The 18,185-nt window shown below is 72.9% G+C and carries 18 protein-coding genes; 4 read left to right on the top strand and 14 right to left on the bottom strand.

Annotated elements, in window-relative coordinates:
* Window positions 1-147: 147 nt before the first annotated feature.
* Window positions 148-879, bottom strand: coding sequence for a ZIP family metal transporter (locus ACFWGP_RS12905; RefSeq protein ID WP_231431402.1), 732 nt, complete (start codon window positions 877-879; stop codon window positions 148-150).
* A gap of 58 nt (window positions 880-937) precedes the next feature.
* Here ACFWGP_RS12905 and ACFWGP_RS12910 point away from each other — a divergent pair, with 58 nt between their 5' ends.
* Window positions 938-1,150 carry a hypothetical protein gene (locus ACFWGP_RS12910; protein WP_231431403.1) on the top strand — a complete coding sequence of 71 codons (213 nt, stop codon included), beginning with the start codon at window positions 938-940 and terminating at the stop codon, window positions 1,148-1,150.
* Window positions 1,151-1,166: 16 nt separating this feature from the next.
* On the opposite strand, the gene ACFWGP_RS12915 is transcribed toward ACFWGP_RS12910, so the two are convergent.
* Together ACFWGP_RS12915 and ACFWGP_RS12920 are read right to left on the bottom strand one after the other, a co-directional pair.
* Window positions 1,167-3,080 (bottom strand): DUF2207 family protein, encoded by a 1,914-nt coding sequence (locus tag ACFWGP_RS12915; protein WP_376931092.1) that lies wholly within the window; start codon window positions 3,078-3,080, stop codon window positions 1,167-1,169.
* A gap of 110 nt (window positions 3,081-3,190) precedes the next feature.
* Entirely contained in the window at window positions 3,191-5,599 is a 2,409-nt protein-coding gene (locus ACFWGP_RS12920; RefSeq protein ID WP_275506704.1) for a cation-translocating P-type ATPase, read from the bottom strand.
* A gap of 54 nt (window positions 5,600-5,653) precedes the next feature.
* Between ACFWGP_RS12920 and ACFWGP_RS12925 the strand changes: the two genes are divergently transcribed.
* Entirely contained in the window at window positions 5,654-5,929 is a 276-nt protein-coding gene (locus ACFWGP_RS12925; RefSeq protein WP_275506703.1) for a metal-sensitive transcriptional regulator, read from the top strand.
* A gap of 67 nt (window positions 5,930-5,996) precedes the next feature.
* On the opposite strand, the gene ACFWGP_RS12930 is transcribed toward ACFWGP_RS12925, so the two are convergent.
* From ACFWGP_RS12930 to ACFWGP_RS12955, 6 genes are all read right to left on the bottom strand, one after another.
* The gene (locus ACFWGP_RS12930) at window positions 5,997-6,977 is read right to left on the bottom strand and encodes a glycerophosphodiester phosphodiesterase family protein (protein WP_275506702.1); all 981 of its coding nucleotides are present in this window, start codon (window positions 6,975-6,977) and stop codon (window positions 5,997-5,999) included.
* Window positions 6,978-7,235: 258 nt separating this feature from the next.
* Window positions 7,236-7,487 (bottom strand): hypothetical protein, encoded by a 252-nt coding sequence (locus ACFWGP_RS12935; RefSeq protein ID WP_275506701.1) that lies wholly within the window; start codon window positions 7,485-7,487, stop codon window positions 7,236-7,238.
* A gap of 10 nt (window positions 7,488-7,497) precedes the next feature.
* On the bottom strand, window positions 7,498-8,358 hold the full coding sequence (locus tag ACFWGP_RS12940; RefSeq protein ID WP_275506700.1) for an aldehyde dehydrogenase family protein: 861 nt from the start codon (window positions 8,356-8,358) through the stop codon (window positions 7,498-7,500).
* Complete coding sequence (locus ACFWGP_RS12945; RefSeq protein WP_275506699.1) at window positions 8,355-9,941, bottom strand: aldehyde dehydrogenase family protein; 1,587 nt, start codon at window positions 9,939-9,941, stop codon at window positions 8,355-8,357. The genes ACFWGP_RS12940 and ACFWGP_RS12945 overlap by 4 nt, the downstream gene beginning before the upstream one ends.
* Before the next feature lie 11 nt (window positions 9,942-9,952).
* A complete protein-coding gene (gene deoC, locus ACFWGP_RS12950; protein ID WP_231431410.1) occupies window positions 9,953-10,975 on the bottom strand; it encodes a deoxyribose-phosphate aldolase in 1,023 nt (340 codons plus the stop codon).
* Between the two features lie 36 nt (window positions 10,976-11,011).
* The gene (locus tag ACFWGP_RS12955) at window positions 11,012-11,956 is read right to left on the bottom strand and encodes a sugar-binding transcriptional regulator (RefSeq protein ID WP_231431411.1); all 945 of its coding nucleotides are present in this window, start codon (window positions 11,954-11,956) and stop codon (window positions 11,012-11,014) included.
* 118 nt (window positions 11,957-12,074) lie between these two features.
* Between ACFWGP_RS12955 and ACFWGP_RS12960 the strand changes: the two genes are divergently transcribed.
* Window positions 12,075-13,007, top strand: a complete 933-nt coding sequence (locus ACFWGP_RS12960) for an ROK family protein (RefSeq protein WP_275506698.1) — start codon at window positions 12,075-12,077, stop codon at window positions 13,005-13,007.
* A gap of 162 nt (window positions 13,008-13,169) precedes the next feature.
* Here the strand turns inward: ACFWGP_RS12960 and ACFWGP_RS12965 are convergent, their stop codons facing one another.
* The 5 genes from ACFWGP_RS12965 to truB are packed head-to-tail and all read right to left on the bottom strand — an operon-like array spanning window position 13,170 to window position 17,078.
* Entirely contained in the window at window positions 13,170-14,381 is a 1,212-nt protein-coding gene (locus ACFWGP_RS12965; RefSeq protein ID WP_376931093.1) for an MFS transporter, read from the bottom strand.
* Window positions 14,378-15,310 (bottom strand): bifunctional riboflavin kinase/FAD synthetase, encoded by a 933-nt coding sequence (locus ACFWGP_RS12970; RefSeq protein WP_275506696.1) that lies wholly within the window; start codon window positions 15,308-15,310, stop codon window positions 14,378-14,380. The genes ACFWGP_RS12965 and ACFWGP_RS12970 overlap by 4 nt, the downstream gene beginning before the upstream one ends.
* Window positions 15,307-15,756 (bottom strand): hypothetical protein, encoded by a 450-nt coding sequence (locus ACFWGP_RS12975; RefSeq protein ID WP_231431415.1) that lies wholly within the window; start codon window positions 15,754-15,756, stop codon window positions 15,307-15,309. Before ACFWGP_RS12975 ends, ACFWGP_RS12970 begins: the two co-directional genes overlap by 4 nt.
* Window positions 15,757-15,786: 30 nt before the next feature.
* Window positions 15,787-16,155 carry a hypothetical protein gene (locus tag ACFWGP_RS12980; RefSeq protein WP_231431416.1) on the bottom strand — a complete coding sequence of 123 codons (369 nt, stop codon included), beginning with the start codon at window positions 16,153-16,155 and terminating at the stop codon, window positions 15,787-15,789.
* Window positions 16,152-17,078 carry a tRNA pseudouridine(55) synthase TruB gene (truB, locus tag ACFWGP_RS12985; protein ID WP_275506695.1) on the bottom strand — a complete coding sequence of 309 codons (927 nt, stop codon included), beginning with the start codon at window positions 17,076-17,078 and terminating at the stop codon, window positions 16,152-16,154. Before truB ends, ACFWGP_RS12980 begins: the two co-directional genes overlap by 4 nt.
* Before the next feature lie 93 nt (window positions 17,079-17,171).
* Here truB and ACFWGP_RS12990 point away from each other — a divergent pair, with 93 nt between their 5' ends.
* A complete protein-coding gene (locus ACFWGP_RS12990) occupies window positions 17,172-18,167 on the top strand; it encodes a ketopantoate reductase family protein (RefSeq protein WP_376931094.1) in 996 nt (331 codons plus the stop codon).
* The last annotated feature ends 18 nt before the right edge of the window (window positions 18,168-18,185 follow it).

Consider the following 18,185-nt stretch of genomic DNA (forward strand, 5'->3'; position numbering starts at 1 on the left):
CCACGGCTCGGAGGCCGCGCGACGCGGTACGCCGAATCCCGAACCGAGCAGCGGCGAGCGGGGCTCGCACGGTCGGCCGAAGAACGGATTCGTCGGGCGCGGTGCCCATTCTAGCGGGACCGGGGCTCAGAACGGGAAACCGGGGCTTCACCCGGCGACATGCACGGCGTAGCTCAGCAGGAAGCCCGCGGTCGCGAGGAGCCCCGTGAAGGCGTGTGCGGTGCGGAACGCCTCGGGGATCATCGTGTCGCAGATCATCGCGAGGATCGCCCCCGCTGCGATCGCCGTGATGAACGCCGTGAGTTCGCCCGATGCGTCGTCGAGCAGCGTGTAGCCGGCGAGCGAGGCGAGCCCGCTCGCGAGGGCGATGCCCGTCCACAACAGGAAGACGTAGGCGCGCGAACGGCCGTTCGCCTTCAGCTCGGCGGTCGAGCTGAGTCCTTCGGGCAGGTTCGAGATGACGACCGCGACGAACACCGGGACGCTCACCCCTGCGCCGCCGACCATGCTGAGCCCGAGCACCGCCGACTCGGGGAGGCCGTCGAGCAGCGCCCCGATCGCGATACCGGTGCCGGTGCCCGGGTCCTGCCCGGTGCCGCGCGGGTTGCGCTGGTCGAACCGGTCGAGCAGGCGGTTCGCGAGCACGTACACCACGGCGCCGACCGCGAAGCCGACGACCGTCGGCCAGAAACCGCCCTCGTCCTGCGCCTCGAGTACGAGATCGTAGGCGAGCGCCGAGACGAGCACGCCCGAACCGAACGCCATGATGCCGGCGACGATGCGCGTCGGCACGTCGACGAACCAGGCGATGACGGCGCCGGCGAGCAGTGCGCCGCCCGCGATGAGGCCCGCGAGACCCGCCAGCATCCAGTCGGCCATGGGGCGAGCATATGGCGGAGGGCTACCCCTGAGGCGCCGACCCGCCTACCCTTGGAGTATGGACGAGCTCGCGGGGGCGGGCGCGGAGTTCGCGCCCGAGGACGACGACTTCACGGTGTCGCAGGACACCGAGTTCGATGAGGCCGACGAGGCGCACGACGACGACGAACGCTCGCTCGACGACGCGCTCGACGACGAACTGCCGGGCGTCGACGCCGAGCGCCGCGTCGACCTGCGCGACGAGCGGGTGCCCGCGGCCGACGACGAGTGACCGAGGCGAGCGGGGCTCAGACGCCGCCACCCCCGCCGCCGCCACCACCACCGCCGGAGGAGCCGCCGCCGCCCGAGCCGCTCGACGACGAACTCGAGCTCGAGCCCGACCACGAACTGCTCGACGCCGATGAGAACGACGAGACGCCCGCCGCGAACCACGCCGCGTTGAAGCCGTCGCGGCCCGAGTACCACTCGGGAGCGCTGCCCTCGCGCTCGTAGAGCACGGCGAGTTCGCGGCTCCAGTCGCGCTCGAGGCCGAACAGCACGGCGTACGGCAGCAGGCGTTCGTTCAGCTTCAGCACGGCGCGCTGATCGGTCGCGTCGACCCGAAGGGCACCGCTCGGGCTCTGCAGCACGCGCAGTCGGTCGGCCTCGGCGAGCCGGATGTAGAGCCGGAGGCCCTCGAGGTGGTCGCGAAGCTCGCGCCCGTGCTCGGTGAGCGGGCGTACGTCGATGACCAGGCCGAGCGTCATGAGCGAGGCGGCGAGCGCCACGACGAAGCAGATCGCAGGCCACGCGCCGCCCATGACGCCCTCGAGGGCGACGATGCCCAGGACGACGCTCAACGCCGCCGCGACGACGGCGATGAGCCCGAGCAGCACGCGCAGGCCGCGGTCGGGGCGGCGGCGGAGACCGGCGGCGACGACGCCCTTCGTCACCCGCTGCCGGATCGCGAGCAGGCGTCGCCCGAGCGCGGTGTCGCGCGACTTCAGGTCGCGCACGGCGCCGCGCGCGGGCGGAGACCCGAACAGCGCCCGCGTGACGGCGCTCGCGTGCTCGTCGGCCGGCGTGGTGCCGCCGACGTACTCGACGGCGTAACGGCGCCGACCCGTCTCGACGATGCGCACCTCGCCGGCCACAGCGCGCTCGAGGATGGTCGAGGTCACCCCCTTGCCGGGCTGTCCAACGAGATCTGCGGAGACGAATGCGGACACGCCCTCGGGCGGTTCGTACTGCGCCACGATCGTGCCGCGGCCGGGATGGTCGCGCCACCGGGTGAGCCGGGCGATGAGGGCTGCGAGTGCGGCGCCGACGGCGACGAGGGCCGCGATGCCGCCGCCGACCGCGGCGGGCGACGACCAGAAGGCGTCGTCGCGCGGCACGACGGTGCCCGCGCGGAAGCCCGCCGCGATCGTGAGGTTCTCGTAGGGTCCGATCGACGCCGCCTGCGCGACGACGACCGTCTCACCGTCGGCGCCCTCGTCGGTGGTGATGCCGTCGCACGGGGTGCTCGAACCGCTCCAGCCGCGGTAGCAGGCCACCGCGCCGGTGAAGCCGTCGGCGAGTGCTCCCCCGAACCGGAGTTCGGCGCGCACGACGCCGAACGGCTGCGCCCATCCGGTGCCGTTGACGTCCCAGTAGAACTCGTCGATCGCGGCGTCGTCGGGCACGTGGGTGACGTTGCGCTGGCGGTAGTCGATGACGTACGTCTGCCGGCCGTGCACGAAGTCGTCGGCCCGGATCGTGACGAGCAGGAACTCGCCGTCCTCGTCGGTCTCCGTCTCGAACGCGCGCGGGGTACCGGTGCCGTCGGTGACCGATTCGATGACGAGGTCGGTCGGGTGGCCGTCGTAGTCGAGCGGGATGGCGCGGCGGATGCCCCGGTTCTGGTCGAACTCGGGGAACTCGGCGACGAGGGTCTCGGTGGTCCCGAGCATCGAGCGCCCCTCGGCGTCGAGCGAGAGCTCGTACACGGCGTCGAACGACGAGAACGTGAAGTCGTCGACGCCTGCGCGAGGACCGATCGCCGAGACGGGCGCCGGCGCTCCGCCCTGGCCGGCGGCGGAGGACGAGGCCTTCGACGCCGACGGCGCCGACGGCGCCGCATCCGCATGGCCGGCCCCGACGCCGACGAGCAACGGCCCGGTCGCGACCATCGCGGCGACCACGGCGGTGAGGGCCCGGCGGAGCGGACGACGAAGCGGCATGCCTCCCACGCTAGCGGCCCGCATCGTGCGTGGTGATCCCCAGAGCGCGCGGGAGTCCGCCGCCTCGTCGCCGTCGGGCGCGTGCTCGGACGTCGGCCCGGGCTCGGAGCTCAGGCGCGGCGCAGCCGCAGGCTGTTGAGCACGACGAACACGCTCGAGAACGCCATCGCGGCGCCCGCGATCATCGGGTTGAGGAACCCGGCGGCGGCGAGCGGGATCGCCGCGACGTTGTAGGCGAACGCCCAGAACAGGTTGCCGCGGATCGTTCCCAGCGTCGCGCGCGCGAGTGAGATCGCGTCGGGGATGGCTCCCGGCTCGTCGCGGGTGAGCGCGAGGTCGCTCGCGCTCGCCGCCGCGTCGGTGCCGCCGCCCATCGCGATGCCGAGGTCGGCCGCGGCGAGCGCTGCGGCGTCGTTCACGCCGTCGCCGACCATTGCCGTCTTGTGGCCGCCGGACTGCAGGCCGGTGACGACCGCGAGCTTGTCCTCGGGGCTCGCGCCGGCGTGCACCTCGTCGATCCCGAGCTCTGCGGCGATGCGACGGGCGGGTCGTTCGGCGTCGCCCGTGAGGAGCACCGGGGTCAGCCCCTGGCCCCGCAGCCGGTCGATCGCGGCGCGGGCGCCTGGTCGGGTGGCGTCGCCGACCTCGAGCACGGCGCGCACCTCGCCGTCCCAGCCGACGGCGACGGCCGTCGCGTCGGAGTCGGCGATGCGGCGCGCGAGCTCCGTCGGCAGGCGCAGCCCCGACTCCTCGAGGAACGCCGGTCGACCGACCGCGGCACTCCGCCCGTCGACGACGCCGGTCACTCCGAGGCCCGCGTGGGCGCGGAAGTCGCGCACGACGGGCACGGAGACGCCGCGCTCGGCGGCGCCGGCGACGACGGCGCGCGCGATCGGGTGCTCGGACCGCTGCTCGAGCGCGGCGGCGACGGCGAGCGCCGTCGTCGCGTCGGTCGCAGCATCCGCCGCTCGCTCACCGTCGCCCGTGATGCGGGCCGACCCGCCTCCGCCGGCGGCGACGACGACGGACCCGGCCGTCACGACCTCGCCGAGCCGCATGCGCCCGGTCGTGAGCGTGCCGGTCTTGTCGAGCAGGATCGTGTCGATGCCGGCGATGCGGTCGAGGGTCTCAGGCCCCGTGATGAGGATGCCGCGCTCCGCCCCGCGTCCCGTTCCGACGAGGATCGCCATGGGCGTCGCGAGTCCGAGCGCGCACGGGCACGCGATGACGAGCACGGCGACGGCGGCGGTGATCGCCTGTTCGACCGGGCTGCCGGTCGCGATCCACGCGATCGCGGTGCCGAGGGCGATCGCGATCACGATCGGCACGAACACGGCGGAGATGCGGTCGGCGAGCCGTTGAGCGCGCGACTTGCCGAGCTGCGCGTCTTCGACGAGGCGGGCGATCTGGGCGAGCCGGGTGTCGGCGCCGACCCGCGACGCCTCGACGACGAGGCTGCCGCCGTGCACGATGGTCGCCGCCGTGACCTCGCTGCCGGGCGCGGCGTCGACCGGCGCGGGCTCCCCCGTGAGCATCGACTCGTCGACACTCGCCTCGCCGTCGACGACGGTGCCGTCGGCGGCGATGCGCTCGCCCGGGCGCACGACGAAGCGGTCGCCGGGGTGGAGGTCGGCGATCGGCACGCGGGTCTCGACCGTCGCGCCGGCCGCACCGCGCAGCACGGTCACCTCGCGCGGGGCGAGTTCGAGCAGGGTGCGCAGCGCGCGGCCGGCGCGGCGCTTCGAGCGCGCCTCGATGTACCGCCCGAGCAGGATGATCGTGATGACGCCCGCCGCGACCTCGAGGTACACGTCGCCGCCGGGCGTGCCCCGCACGCCGAAGGTCCACTCGTGCGTCATGCCGGGCATGCCGGCGTGCCCGAGGAAGAGCGCCCACAGCGACCAGGCGAACGCCGTGAGCGTGCCGAGCGAGACCAGGGTGTCCATCGTGAGCGAGCCGTGCCGCAGGTTCACCCAGGCGGCGCCGTGGAACGGCCAGCCGCCCCACACGACGACCGGTGCGGCGAGCGCGAGCGACAGCCACTGCCAGTAGGTGAACTGCAGCGCCGGGATCATCGCGATCGCGACGACCGGCACCGTGAGCACCGCAGAGACGATCAGCCGGGTGCGCAGCGGGTCGTCCGCGATGGATGTCTCGGCGCCGGCGCCGAGCGCCGGCGCCTCCGCCGTTCGGGGCGAGCGCGTCGCGGTGGACGTGCGGGGCCCTTCGGCCGCGATCGGCGACTCCCCCGTCCGCGCCGGCGCCGCGGCATCCCGCCCCGCATCGCGCTCGACCGGGGTCGCCGTATAGCCCGCCTGTCGAACCGCGTCGACGAGCGCGTCGATCGAGGTCGTCGACGGGAATCGCACGCGTGCCCGCTCGGTCGCGAGGTTGACGGCGGCCTCGACGCCGTCGAGCCGGCCGAGGCGCTTCTCGACGCGCCCCACGCAGCTCGCACAGGTCATGCCCTCGATGTCGAGGTCGATCGTGCGCACCTGGGAGTCGTCGAGCGTGGTCATGGGCTCGAATATACCCCCTAGGGGTATCGGGTGCAAACGCGCTATCCTGAGATGGTGATCGAGGACATCAAGAAGCGCGCCCTGCACCGCACGAAGATCATCGAGGGCCAGCTGCGCGGCATCGAGAAGATGATCGAGAACGACGACTACTGCGTCGACATCATCACCCTGTCGCTCGCCGTGCAGAAGTCGCTCGGGTCGCTCAACAAGCTGCTGGTCGAGAACCACCTGCGCACGCACGTCACCCACCAGTACGAGGCGGGCGGCGACGAGCGCGAGGCGGCGGTCGCCGAGCTCGTGCGCATCTTCGAGCTCTCCAACCGCGGCTGAACGCTCGCACCGCGATCCCGCCGCGGGTGCGAGCGCTGCCGCCGAGCGCCACCGGCCCGACTCGACCTCAGGTGCCGGGCGCGGTCTCCGCGAGCCAGGCGTCGAGCTCGCTCGGCTCATCGGTGATGATGCCGTCGACCCCGAGCGCATTCACCGCCTCCCAGTGCTCGAGCTTGTTGAGCGTGTAGCAGAGCACGGCGATCCCGGCCTCGTGCGCACGCTCGAGCGCCCCCGGCACGGCCGTGACGGAGTCGACGGTCGTGGCAAACCCGATGAGCCCGAGGTGCTCGGCGAGCGGCACCGGGTTCGCCGGCAGCTCGCGGATGAGCATGATGCGCGGCAGCGTTGGCGCTGCGGCCTGGAGCGAGGTGAGCGTCTCGATGCTGAAGCTCTGGAACACGACCCGGCCGCGCAGGCCGTGACGCTCGACGAGGTCGGTCACGAGCCGCACCTCGTCGGGCCTCCAGTCGGCCTTGAGTTCGACGAGCGCCCGGGCCTGGTCGCGCGAGGCGAGCTCCGCGAGGAACGCATCGAGGGTCGGGATCTTCGCGCCGGCGTACTCGGGCGCGTACCAACCGCCGACGTCGAGCCGTTCGAGCTCGTCGAGGCCGAGATCGCCGACACTGCGACGGTCGCCGGTGATGCGCTCGAGGGTCGTGTCGTGGAAGAGCACCGGCACGCCGTCTCGGCTGAGCTGCACATCGGTCTCGACGAATTCGAGTTCGTCCATCGCGAGCTCGAGCGAGGGCATCGTGTTCTCGGGCGCGGTCGCCCGATCACCGCGATGCCCGACGGTGAACGCCGGCTCGCCGGGCTGGCGGAGCGCGCCGAACACGTCGATCGCGTAGACGACGGGCGGCGACTGGGCGATGAACAGCACCGTCGCCATGACCGCTACGGCGACCGCCGCGAGGACGGCGCGGAGCGTACGTCGGGGCGGGTGGGCGAGGGCGGCGATGAATCGGAATCGGGTCGGGGTCGCGGGTGCGGCGGCACTCGGCCGCCGACGTGCGGTCGTCGGGGCGACCGCACGCGAGGCGTGCGTCACGGGTTCGGGCCTTTCCACCGATCACGCTTCGTCGGGCGACCGGTGCAGGAAACTTTAGCACCACCGTTACCGTTTCGTTACCATGCGATTCGGCCGAGGATGCCTCGTGCCGCGGGCATGCCGCGGCCGCACGCGCACCACCGCGCAACGGGCCGGTCGGCGAGCGGACTCAGCCCTCCGCCGGCACGACCGCCTGCATCGTCGCGCTCGTGCGCGGGAGATCGGCGGCGGCCGCCGAGCGCGACCGCCGCGCACCCGTCACCGCCGCTCATTGCCTCGGCGGTAGTTGCCGGTGACCCGGGCAAGCAGGTGCTGCGCCGCCATGTCGTCGCCGGCGGCCTCGGCTCGCTCGAGCCCGGCCGTGAGCCGGGCCGCGGTCGAGCCGCCGACCGTCACGACGACCCGGCCGCCGCGCGACACGAGGACCGCGCCGTCCTTCGCGACGCGGTACTCGAACGGGTCGGAGACGAGGCGACCCCGCTCGTCCGACGCGCCTCGCCGGCCCGACATCGCGCGCCGCCTAGCGCAGGCTCTTCGTGTGCCAGACGGTCTTCGTCTCGGTGAATGCCGTGATGCGGCCGAGGGCGGGAGCCGCGGCATCCGGCCCGTTTTCGGGACGCAGCACGCGCTTGAGCGTGTCGGCCGCGTCGATCTCGAGCGAGACCCAGTCGAGCCCGCCCGCGCCGACGAGGTCGATCGCGTTGACGTCGGCGTGGCTCGCGAGCCATGGCGCGATCTCGGCGGGCGAGCCGGTGAGCACGTTCACGACGCCCTTCGGCACGTCGCTCGTGGCGAGCACCTCGGCGAGGCTGATCGACGACAGCGGGAAGCGCTCGCTCGCCACGATCACGACGGAGTTGCCCGCCACCAGCGCCGGCGCGAGCGCCGAGACGAAGCCGACGAGCGACGAGTCCTGCGGTGCGATGACCGCGATGACACCGCTCGGCTCGGGCACCGAGATGTTGAAGTACGGGCCCGCGACCGGGTTCGCGTTGCCCGCGACCTGGGCGAACTTGTCGGCCCAGCCGGCGTACCAGACCCAGCGGTCGATCGCCTCGTCGACCTGCGCGGCGGCGACGGCGCGGGAGACGCCCTCGGCCTCCTCGATCTCGGCGGCGAACTGGGCGCGACGGCCCTCGAGCACCTCGGCGATGCGGTACAGCACCTGGCCGCGGTTGTACGCGGTCGCGCCGGCCCAGCCGGCGACGGCGCCGCGTGCGGCGACGACCGCGTCGCGCGCGTCCTTCCGCGACGCCTTCGCGGCATTCGCGAGGAAGCGGCCGTCGGCCGCGACCACCTCGTAGGTGCGCCCCGACTCGCTGCGCGGGAACGCGCCGCCGATGTAGAGCTTGTACGTCTTCGGCACGGCGAGGCGGCTCACTTCGCAGCTCCCTTCTTCACGGCGCCCGCTCGTCGAGCGCGCGGCTTCGGCTTCGACGCGGATGCCTCAGCCGAGGCATCCGCGCCCTCGATGCGGCGCTGCGCGCCCGACCGGCCGGCCGTGACCTGCGCGGCCGAACGGCCGATCGGGGCGGGCGACAGGTAGGCGGCGAGGCCGTGCCGGCCGCCCTCGCGACCGTAGCCCGACTCCTTGTAGCCGCCGAAGGGCGAGCTCGGGTCGAAGCGGTTGAACGTGTTCGCCCAGATCACGCCCGCGCGCAACTGGTCGGCGACCGCGAGGATGCGACTGCCCTTGTCGGTCCAGATGCCCGCCGACAGGCCGTACGGCGTGTTGTTGGCCTTCGCGATCGCCTCCTGCGGCGTACGGAAGGTCAGCACCGAGAGCACCGGACCGAAGATCTCCTCTCGCGCGATGCGGCTCGAGGTCTGCACGTTCGTGAAGATGGTCGGCGCGTACCAGAACCCGTTCTCGGGGATCTCGCACGGAACGCTCCAGCGCTCGGCGCCCTCCTCGACGCCCGCGTCGCTCAGCGCGCGGATGCGGTCGAGCTGCTCGCGCGAGTTGATGGCGCCGATGTCGGTGTTCTTGTCGAGCGGGTCGCCGAGGCGCAGCGTCGAGAGGCGGGTCTTCAGCCGCTCCACGACCTCGTCGTGGATGTTCTCCTGCACGAGCAGGCGGCTGCCGGCGCAGCAGACGTGGCCCTGGTTGAAGAAGATGCCGTTGACGATGCCCTCGATCGCCTGGTCGATCGGCGCGTCGTCGAAGACGATGTTCGCGGCCTTGCCGCCGAGCTCGAGGGTCGCGCGCTTGTCGGTGCCGGCGATCTGCTTCGCGATGGCGCGGCCGACTGCGGTCGACCCCGTGAAGGCGACCTTGTCGACGCCCTCGTGGGCGACGAGCGCCGCGCCCGTGTCGCCCGCGCCCGTGACGATGTTCACGACGCCCGCGGGCAGGTCGGCCTGCTGCAGGATCTCAGCGAAGATGAGCGCCGTGAGCGGCGTCGTCTCGGCCGGCTTCAGCACGACCGTGTTGCCGGCGGCGAGCGCCGGCGCGATCTTCCACGCGAGCATGAGCAGCGGGAAGTTCCACGGGATCACCTGCGCGGCGACGCCCAGCGAACGCGGATCGGCGCCGAGACCGGCGTGGTCGAGCTTGTCGGCCCAGCCCGCGTAGTAGAAGAACCAGGCGGCGACGAGCGGCACGTCGACGTCGCGCGACTCCTTGATGGGCTTGCCGTTGTCGAGCGACTCGGCGACGGCCAGCTCGCGGGCTCGCTCCTGAACGAGGCGCGCGATGCGGAAGAGGTACTTGCCGCGGTCGCGGCCGCTCATCTTCGACCAGACCCGGTCGTAGGCGCGACGGGCCGCGGCGACCGCGTCGTCGATGTCGGCCTCGTTCGCGTTCGCGATCATGGCGATGCGTTCTTCGCTCGAGGGCGAGATGGTCTGGAAGGGAGTACCGCGGCCGTCGACGAACTCGCCGTCGATGAAGAGGCCGTAGCTGTCGCGGAGGGACAGGATCGCGCGCGACTCGGGGGCCGGCGCGTAGTCGAGGAAGCTCATGTTCAGTCCAGTCAGTCGATCGTCACGTAGTCGGCGCCCGAGTAGTGCCCGGAGGTCATCTTCTGCCGCTGCAGCAGCACGTCGTTGAGGAGGCTCGAGGCGCCGAAGCGGAACAGGTGCGGCACGAGCCACTCTTCGCCGACGGTCTCGGCGACCGTGACGAGGTACTTGATCGCGTCCTTGGAGGAGCGGATGCCGCCCGCCGGCTTCACGCCGACGCGGTGGCCGGTGAGGCGGTGCCAGTCGCGCACGACCTCGAGCATGAGCAGCGTCACCGGCAGCGTCGCCGCCGGGGCCACCTTGCCGGTCGAGGTCTTGATGAAGTCGCCGCCCGCGAGGATCGCGAGCCACGACGCGCGACGCACGTTGTCGTACGTCACGAGCTCACCCGTCTCGAGGATCACCTTGAGGCTCGCGCTCGTGCCGTCGGGGCGACGGCAGGCCTCCTTCACGGCCGCGATCTGGTCGAAGACCTCGCCGTATCGGCCGGCGAGGAAGGCGCCGCGGTCGATCACCATGTCGATCTCGTCGGCGCCCGCGGCGACCGCCTCGGCGGTGTCGGCGAGCTTGATCTCGAGCGACGAGCGGCCCGACGGGAAGGCGGTCGCGACCGCGGCGACCGAGATGAGCCCGTCGTCGGGGTCGCCGTGCGCGGCGCCGAGGGCCTCGATCGCGAACGGCACCATGTCGCCGTACACGCACACCGCGGCGACGCGCGGCACCGTGGGGTCGGCCGGGTCGGGGTTCATCGCCTTTGCGACGAGCGAGCGCACCTTGCCCGGGGTGTCGGCGCCCTCGAGCGTCGTGAGGTCGATGAGCGAGATGATCTTGTCGAGCGCCCAGCGCTTCGAGGTCGTCTTGATCGACCGGGTGCCGAGGGCGGCGGCGCGCTGCTCGAGCCCGACCGCGTCGACCCCGGGGATGCCGTGGAGGTAGCGGCCCAGGGTCTGGTCGTCGGGCTCGCCGCCGAGCACGGCGAGCGCTCGCTCGCGCGCGGTGACGAGCGCGGTGCCGGGGTTGACCGGAGCTGACATGGGGGTGACCTGGCTTTCGTTCATGGGTGGACGGCGTCAGCCGTCGAGGAGATGGAGTGCGGTCGCCTCGTCGGTGACGAGCACCGAGCAGAGGCCGCTGCGCACGACGGCGTCGGCCACGGCGTGCTTGGCCGGGCCGGCCACCACTGCGATCGCGAGCCGTGCGGCGCGGAGTTCGTCGAGCGTGAGCCCGACCGTGCGCGCGTCGAGCGCCGGGTCGACGATGTTGCCGTCGGAGTCGATGTAGCGCCCCACGACGTCGCCCACCGCACCCTTGGCGACGAGCAGGTCGACGTCGGTCGGCGACAGGTAGCCGCTCTCGACGTGCACGGAGTTGTGGTCGGCCGCGCCGGCGCTGAAGAGGTACGCGTCGGCCGACCTGGCGAGCTCGATCACTCCGGCGACGACGCGGTCGGACTCGATCGCCTCTTTCGTCTCGAGCCGCTCGAGGATCGCGGGGCTCGGCAGGAGCGTCGCCTGGCCGCCGCCCTTCTGCGCGATCGAGACCGCCGTCGCCGCGGCGGTGCCCGCGCGACGGTTGAGGCTCACACCGCCGTTGATCTGCACGACGTTGACGCCGGTGGCCCAGCCGTTGCGCAGGTGCTGCGAGATCTCGAACAGGGTGCGCCCCCAGCTCACGCCGAGGGTGCGCGGAACGGGCCGGAGCGCGGTGAGGTAGTCGGCGGCCGCCTGGGCCGTGCGGGCCTGCAGTTCTTCGATCGATGCGACGCCGGCTGACGACACGACGATCGCGTCGTCGAGGCCGCGCTCGTCGCGCAGGCGTCGCTCGATCGGGAGACGCCTCGCGCGCGGGTGCACGATCTCGATGCGGATGAACCCCCGATGCTTCGCCTGCGCGAGAAGTCGACCGACCTTCCACCGGGTGAGGTTCAGTGCCTGCCCGATCTCGTCCTGCGTCTTGTTCTCCTCGTAGTAGAGCTCGGCCGCCCTGATCGAGAGGAGTTCGTCGATCTCGTCCATGCGCCTCCGTCCGCCTCCCTCCCAGCGTAGGCAGCGCGGTGCTCAGCGGCAACACTCGCGGGCCTTCCTGCTCATATGAGCATTCCGGGCACGGATGCTGCGCGCCTATGCTGGTGCAATGCCCACGCCCCTCGCGCTCGCCGTGGACTTCGGCGGCACCAAGGTCGAAGCCGCCCTCGTCGACGAGACCGGCCGCCTCGTGCCCGGCTCCCGCCACCGCCGCCCCACCGGCCCGACCGCCGCAGCGGCCGAACTCGACGACGCCGTGCGCACGGTCGTGGCGGACGCCCTCGCCTCCCTGCCGGGCGATGCCGGGCTCGTCGGCGTCGGCGCAGGGTCGGCCGGGCCCATCGATGTGGCGACCGGTCGCGTGTCGCCGCTGAACGTGCCGGCCTGGCGCGGGCACCCCCTGCGCGACCTGCTCGTCGAGGCGGTGCCGGGCGTTCCCGTCACCCTCCGCATCGACGGGCTGTGCATCGCCCTCGCCGAGCACTGGGTCGGCGCGGGCCAGCAGGCCGAGAACCTGCTCGGAATGGTCGTCTCGACGGGCGTCGGCGGCGGCATCGTGATCGGCGGTCGCGCCGTCGCGAGCCCGACCGGCAACGGCGGCCACATCGGCCACATCGAGGTCGGCGGCTTCGACGACCGGTGCGCGTGCGGCGGCCGCGGCTGCCTCGAGGCCGTCGCATCCGGTCCGCGAACCGTGTCCTGGGCGCGCTCGCAGGGCTTCCAGGGCACCACGGGCGAAGATCTCGCCCGCGCCCACGCGGCTGGCGATGCGGTCGCCATCGCCGCCGTCGAACGCTCGGGCCGAGCGATCGGCCAGGCGATCGCCTCGGCGACGAACCTGCTCGACCTCGATCTCGTCGCGATCGGCGGCGGCTTCTCCCGGGTGTCCCCCGTGCTGTTCGACCATGCCCGCGCCGCCGTCGCCGAGCGCACCGCGTTCAGCTTCGCGACCAGGGTCGACATCGTGCCCTCGGGCCTCTCCGACGAGGGCCCGCTCATCGGCGCGGCCGCGCTCGTGCACCGTCCCGACCTCGTCGTCTGACGCCGCACCGGTTCGCGGCGCGTCGAGCATGCCCGACGCGCCCCCGGACGCCGTCTCCCGGGCACGGGTTCAGCTGCCGTCGGCGCGTGGCACCGCAGGAGCGTGAGGGGGGTTCCCGACCGCCGGCGCCGCTCGGCCGCCGCTCGGCCGCCGCGCGGGCGGTCAGCGCGGGCCGGCGTCCTCGACGTAGCGCGGCTTCGCGGCGACGACGCCAGCGATCGCACCGGGCACGATCGACAGGAGCAGCAGGATGATCGGCACCGTCCAGTCGCCCGTCGTCGCGTGCACGAAGCCGACCAGCAGCGGCCCCGCGGCGGCCACGAGATACCCGATCGACTGCACGAAGCCCGACAGCGCGACCGCGCCGGCGTGGGTGCGCGAACGCAGGTTGATGAGCACGAGTGCGAGCGGGAACATCAGCGGACCGATCCCCGCGAGCGCCACCCAGAGCCAGGTGGCCGTCTCGGGCGCGAGCAGCAGCCCGAGGTAGCCGAGCACGAAGGCCGCCATCGAGACCGCGACGAGCAGGCGGACCCGGCCGTACCGGGCCGCGACGATCGGCACGACGATGCCCGCCGGCAGCCCCATCGCCGCGTACAGCGACAGCAGGGCGCCGGCCTGCGCCGGCGTCACACCCGCGATGTCGACGAGCACCCGGGGCAGCCAGGCGAATGCCGAGTAGGCGTTGAACGAGCTCACGATGAAGATGACGGCGAGCGCCCACGCGACGGGGGAACGCACGACGCGCCCGAGACCGCCCGCGGCCGGCTCCTCCGGGAGCGCGTCGCGGGCGTCCCGCTTCGGGTGCACGAGCAGCGCGATCCAGGGCACGACCGAGACGACCGCCACGAGGGCCCAGGCGCCGATCGAGACGCGCCAGCCCGCCGCATCCGCGACCGGCACCGCGACGAGGGGCGGAACGAACGTGCTGATCGACATCGCCGTCACGTAGATCGTCGTCACGAGTCCGATGCGATCGGGGAAGTACCGCTTCACGAGCGGCGGAAGCAGCACGTTGCCGATTCCGGTCGTGGCGAAGATCACGGCTCCGGCCGCGACGAGGGCGAGCGCCGAGTCGGCGAGACCGCGCCAGGCGAGACCCGCCGTGAGGGCGATGAGCGCGCCGACGAGCAGCGGCTCGAGCCCGAAGCGCTTCACGAGCGGGGGCGTCGCGATGCCGAACACGGCGAAGCAGAGCGGCGGCAGCATGCCGAGCAGGCCCACGACGACGGGCGCCAACGCGATCTCGTGCTCGACCCGCACGATGATCGGCGAGAGCGACGCGACGCCGGTGCGCAGGTTGAACGCGACGAGCGCGATGCCGATCAGGGCGAGGGCGCGGCCCGCCCAGAGCGGCCGTGCGGCGCCGGTCACAGGCCGAGGATGCCGCGCGTGCGCTCGACGTCGTCGCGGATGGTGTCGATCAGCGCCGGGATGGTCGTGAACGCGACCATCCCACGGATCCGCTCGACGAACTCGACGTCGACGACATGGTCGTAGAGGTCGAGCTCGCGGTCGAGCACGTACGCCTCGACCTGCTTCTTCGGCACGCCCTCGAAGGTCGGGTTGTCACCGACCGAGATCGCCGCCGGATAGCGCGTGCCGGCGTCGGTGAGCCAGCCCGCGTACACGCCGTCGGCCGGGATGAGCCCCTCCGACTCGGGCGTCAGGTTCGCGGTCGGGAACCCGAGCTCGCGCCCGCGGGCGGCGCCGTGCACGACGATGCCCGAGACGGTCGGCGTGTGGCCGAGGAGCTCGGTCGCGCGGCGCACGTCGCCCTCGGCGAGGAGCTCGCGCACCCAGCTCGACGAGACGCGACGTTCTCCGTCGGGGGCGACGTCGTCGACGACCTCGACCGTGAACCCGAACGTCGCGCCGAGGTCGGCGAGGAGCGCCACGTCGCCCGCGCCGCGGGCGCCGTAGCGGAAGTCGCGGCCGACCAGCACGGCCTTCGCGTGCAGGGTGTCGACGAGCACCCGCTCGACGAACTCCGTCGCCGGCACCGACGCCAGCGCACGATCGAACGGCAGCAGCACGGTGGCGTCGAGGCCCGTCGTCGCGAGCAGCTCGAGCTTCTGCCGGTTGCTCACGAGCGACTCGGGGCACTTGTCGGGCGCGAGGAGCGCGAGCGGGTTGCGGTCGAAGGTGACGACCGCCGTCGCCAGGTCCTGCGCTTCGGCGATCGTGCGCAGCCGCGCGATGATCTCGCGGTGGCCGCGGTGCACGCCGTCGAACTTGCCGATCGTGACCGCCGTCGGCCCGAAGCCGTGCGGCACCGCATCGAGTCCCTTGAAGGTCTTCACGCGGCGCCCGCCTCGACCGGCCGGTGCTTCGCGAGCCACCACATGCCCAGCACGGGCAACACGAGCGGGATGAACAGGTACCCGCGCCCGAACCACGACCACACGGTGTCGTGCGGGAAGAGGGCCGGATCGATGATGCTCAGCGCGCCGACGACGAGCACGCCGGTGAGCTCGAAGGTGAGCGTCACCCAGGCGACGCGGTACCAGGCCCGCCCCGGCCGCACGAGCGCGATGGTCGCGACCACGTAGACGGCCGCCGCGAGCGCCGAGAGCGCGTACGCGAGCGGGGCCTCGTCGAACTTGGACACGATCTGCACGAACGACCGGCCGAGCGCCGCGAGGGCGAGCACCCCGTAGACGGCGACGAGCACGCGACCGACGCCGCTCATGCGGGTGCGGGTGCCGGCCGGTCCGGTCGGGGCGGGGGCGCTCTGCAGTCGTTCCATGACGTTCGATTCTCTCAGAAGCACAGGACCTCAGATGCCCTGCACGGTCCAGATCTGGTACATGCGATAGACCATCACGGCGACCGCGAGCGCCGCCACGCCGAGCACGACCGTCGACCACCGGTTCGGTTCCAGCAGTGCCCAGAAGGCGGCGGCGGGCGGCACGAGTGCGGCCGCAACGAGGTACACCCAGAACTCGAGGGCGCTCCCGGTCGGTGCGTTGCCGACGAGCGGCGCGACGATCGCGATCACGACCTGCGCCACGAGCAGCACTTCGACGACCGCGACCGATCCCAGGCTGAGGTCGCTGGGCTTGCGTCCGGCGAGGCCGAGCGCAAGGCACAGCAGGCCGGCTGCGACGGCGACCGCGAGCTGCAGCCAGGTGAACCAGTCGATCATGCGCTCTGCTCCTGCGGGAATCCGGTGACGACCTTCCACTGCGCGCCGCGGCGCTCGACGATCGCGACGAGGCGGTCGCCCGGCGCGATCGCGGCGACGGCTTCGGATGACTCGGCGGCAGCGGCCCCCGCGGCGATGCGCTTGCCGTGGCCGAGGTCGACGGCCTCGCCGTCGGTGATGTCGAGGATCGGGAGGGCGCGCCGGGCCGCGTCGGCGGGGGCGATGAGCCGTTCCGCGACGTCGAATCCCTCGAGCGTTCCGGCTTCGTCCACCGCGAATCGGCCGATGCGGCTGCGTCGCAGCGCGGTGAGGTGGGCCGCAGTGCCGAGCGCAGCGCCCAGGTCGCGGGCGAGCGCCCGCACGTAGGTCCCGGAGGAGCATTCGACGCGCACGTCGAGGTCGAGGCATCCGTCGCCCGCGGGCCGGGCCGCGAGCAGGTCGTAGGCCGACACCGTCACCCGGCGGGGCGTGATCTCGACCGTCTCGCCGTCGCGCACCCGCTGGTAGGCGCGCTTGCCGTCGATCTTGACGGCGCTCACCGAGCTCGGCACCTGGTCGATCTCGCCCGTGAAGGCGTGCATGGCGGTGCGGATCTCCTCGGCGCCGCCGTCGCCGGCCTCGGAGAGCGCCGCGACGACGGCATCGCCCTCCGGCGTTCGCGGCAGCGGGTCGCCCTCGGCGTCGTCGGTCGTCGTGCCGAAGCCGAGGCGCACCGTCGCGAAGTACTCCTTGTCGAGGCCCACGAGGTAGTGCAGCAGCCGGGTGGCACTGTCGACGCCGAGCACGAGCAGGCCGGTCGCCATGGGGTCGAGCGTGCCCGCGTGCCCGATCTTGCGGGTGCCGGCGAGCCGGCGCATGCGGGCGACCACGTCGTGGCTGGTGATTCCCTGCGGCTTGTCGACGAGGAGGATGCCGCTGTTCACGCCCTACAGGCTAACAGCCGGGACGGCCGCGGCCGACGGGGCGGCCGCGCCGCCCAGCGGGCCGACGAGGTCCGCGGCCCTACGCTGGATGCCGTGAAGATCGGCATCATCGGCGCGGGCGCGCTCGGCGGGACGTTCGCGGCGCTGCTCGCCAGGGCGGGACACGACGTCGAGGTCACCGCGCGGGGCGCGGGGCTCGCGGCGATCCGGGAGCACGGGATCCGGCTGAGCGGCGGATACGGTGATGCGCACGTGAGCGTCGCGGCTGCCGAGACGCTGTCGGTGCGCCCGGATCTGGTGCTCGTCTGCACGAAGGCGCAGGACGCGGCCGCGGCCATCGAGGCCAATGCGGCGCTCGTCGACGGCGTCCCCGTCGTCGTCGTGCAGAACGGCCTCGACGGCGTCGCGACGGCGGAGCGCCTGCTCCCGTCGTCGACGTGCGTCGGCCTGCTCTCGATCATCGCGGCGAACTACACCGAGCCGGGGGTCGTGCGGGTGACGACGCCGGCGACGAGCTACCTCGGCCGCGGCGACGGAGCACCCGACGCCGAGTCGGTTCGCCTGGCGCGCATCCTCTCCGACGCCGTGCCGGTCGTCGCGATCGCCGGATTCCGAGGCGCCCAGTGGACGAAGCTCGTCGTGAACATGGTCAACGCGGTGCCCGCCATCGTCGGCCGCAGCGTGCAGGCGGTCATCGACGATCGCAGGCTGCGCCGGGTGGTCGCCGCGTCGATGCGGGAGACGGTGCGCGTCGGCATCGCACGCGGCGTGCGGTTCGGTTCACTCCAAGGGTTGGGCGACCGGCGGCTGCGGCTCTTCGCCCGGCTGCCGCTCGCACTCGGGCAGGTGCTGCCGTGGCTCATGCGCGTGCGCATGGGTTCGGTGCCGAACCTCGGCTCCACCCAGCAGAGCGTACGTCGCGGGCAGCCGACGGAGATCGACTTCCTCAACGGCGCCGTCGTGCGCGAGGCGGCCGTCGTCGGCCGCGACGCGCCCGTGAGTCGAGCGCTCACGGCACTCGTGCACGAGGTCGAGGCGGCGGGTGCTCCCCTTCCCGACGAGCGCGTGCTCGCGGCAGTGCCCGTCTGACGCGGATGCCTCGGGCGC

The sequence above is a fragment of the Agromyces sp. NPDC127015 genome (assembly GCF_042725165.1).
GTDB classification, from domain to species: domain Bacteria; phylum Actinomycetota; class Actinomycetes; order Actinomycetales; family Microbacteriaceae; genus Agromyces; species Agromyces chromiiresistens.

What these genes read in the sequence shown, in the direction of transcription:
- ACFWGP_RS12905 (WP_231431402.1), bottom strand. Translation starts at nt 879, where the DNA reads ATGGCCGACTGGATGCTGGCGGGTCTCGCGGGCCTCATCGCGGGCGGC.
- ACFWGP_RS12910 (WP_231431403.1), top strand. Translation starts at nt 938, where the DNA reads ATGGACGAGCTCGCGGGGGCGGGCGCGGAGTTCGCGCCCGAGGACGAC.
- ACFWGP_RS12915 (WP_376931092.1), bottom strand. Translation starts at nt 3,080, where the DNA reads ATGCCGCTTCGTCGTCCGCTCCGCCGGGCCCTCACCGCCGTGGTCGCC.
- ACFWGP_RS12920 (WP_275506704.1), bottom strand. Translation starts at nt 5,599, where the DNA reads ATGACCACGCTCGACGACTCCCAGGTGCGCACGATCGACCTCGACATC.
- ACFWGP_RS12935 (WP_275506701.1), bottom strand. Translation starts at nt 7,487, where the DNA reads ATGTCGGGCCGGCGAGGCGCGTCGGACGAGCGGGGTCGCCTCGTCTCC.
- ACFWGP_RS12945 (WP_275506699.1), bottom strand. Translation starts at nt 9,941, where the DNA reads ATGAGCTTCCTCGACTACGCGCCGGCCCCCGAGTCGCGCGCGATCCTG.
- deoC (WP_231431410.1), bottom strand. Translation starts at nt 10,975, where the DNA reads ATGTCAGCTCCGGTCAACCCCGGCACCGCGCTCGTCACCGCGCGCGAG.
- ACFWGP_RS12955 (WP_231431411.1), bottom strand. Translation starts at nt 11,956, where the DNA reads ATGGACGAGATCGACGAACTCCTCTCGATCAGGGCGGCCGAGCTCTAC.
- ACFWGP_RS12960 (WP_275506698.1), top strand. Translation starts at nt 12,075, where the DNA reads ATGCCCACGCCCCTCGCGCTCGCCGTGGACTTCGGCGGCACCAAGGTC.
- ACFWGP_RS12975 (WP_231431415.1), bottom strand. Translation starts at nt 15,756, where the DNA reads ATGGAACGACTGCAGAGCGCCCCCGCCCCGACCGGACCGGCCGGCACC.
- ACFWGP_RS12980 (WP_231431416.1), bottom strand. Translation starts at nt 16,155, where the DNA reads ATGATCGACTGGTTCACCTGGCTGCAGCTCGCGGTCGCCGTCGCAGCC.